This window comes from Micromonospora sp. AMSO1212t (genome assembly GCF_008868145.1).
Classification (GTDB): Bacteria; Actinomycetota; Actinomycetes; order Mycobacteriales; family Micromonosporaceae; genus Micromonospora; species Micromonospora tulbaghiae.
This window is the reverse complement of record NZ_WBKS01000261.1, coordinates 1-830: the sequence shown is the minus strand read 5'-3', so window position 1 is coordinate 830 and position 830 is coordinate 1. Positions and strand designations below refer to the sequence as shown.

2 protein-coding genes are annotated in these 830 nt (G+C 71.6%); both read right to left on the bottom strand.

All coding sequences use genetic code 11. From position 1 onward, the window contains the following. On the bottom strand, positions 1-517 hold a 517-nt coding region (locus F8279_RS29720; RefSeq protein ID WP_151501714.1), incomplete at its 3' end, for an ATP-binding cassette domain-containing protein. After that, positions 514-830 (bottom strand): oligopeptide/dipeptide ABC transporter ATP-binding protein (locus F8279_RS29715; RefSeq protein ID WP_368668849.1); only part of this gene is annotated, 317 nt, incomplete at its 5' end. The genes F8279_RS29715 and F8279_RS29720, both read right to left, overlap by 4 nt.

Below are 830 nucleotides of genomic sequence, written 5' to 3'. Positions count from 1 at the left end.
ACCTGTTGTAGTGCTCCGGGTTCAGGCCGACCAGTTCCAGCAGTTCCTGGACGCGGTGTTTGACGCCGCCGGGCGGGGTGATCCGGTTGACCTGCAACGGCATCGCCACGATCCGCCCGACCGTGTGTCGGGGGTTCAACGACGCGTACGGGTCCTGGAAGATGATCTGCAGGTCCTGCCGCAGCGCGCGCAACTCACGACGCCCACCGCGGGTGATGTCCCGGCCGGCGAAGGTGATCGACCCGGCGGTGGGTTCCAGCAGACGCACCAGCATCCGCCCGGTCGTGGTCTTCCCACACCCCGACTCCCCCACCAGCCCGAGGGTCTCGCCGGGGCGCACGTCGAAGTCCAGCCCGTCGACCGCCCGCACCGCACCCCGCGCGCGCAGCCCTTGCCGGACGGGGAAGTGCTTCGTCAGCCCCCGCACCGACAGCAACGGCTCACTGTCCGGCGCCGCAAGGACGGCCGCACCCCGCCGGCCGTCGACCGCGCCCGTCGTGTCCTGGTCAGCACTCATCGGGCCACCCCCACCTGCGCGACCTCGTCGCGGTAGATCCGCTCCCGCGCGGCGACCGGCAGGTGACACGCCACCCGATGCCCTGCCGCCCCCGCCGCGACCAACTCCGGAACCTCCGTGCGGGACCGGTCGCCGTTCACGTCGGCCCAACGGCAGCGTGGGTGGAACGCGCACCCCGACGGCAGATTGATCAACGACGGCGGGTTGCCCGGGATCGGCACCAGGTCCGCGTCCGCGTCACCGTGCAACGACGGCACACTCGACAACAACCCCCACGTGTACGGATGCTGCGGCGCCCGCAACACCCGCTCCA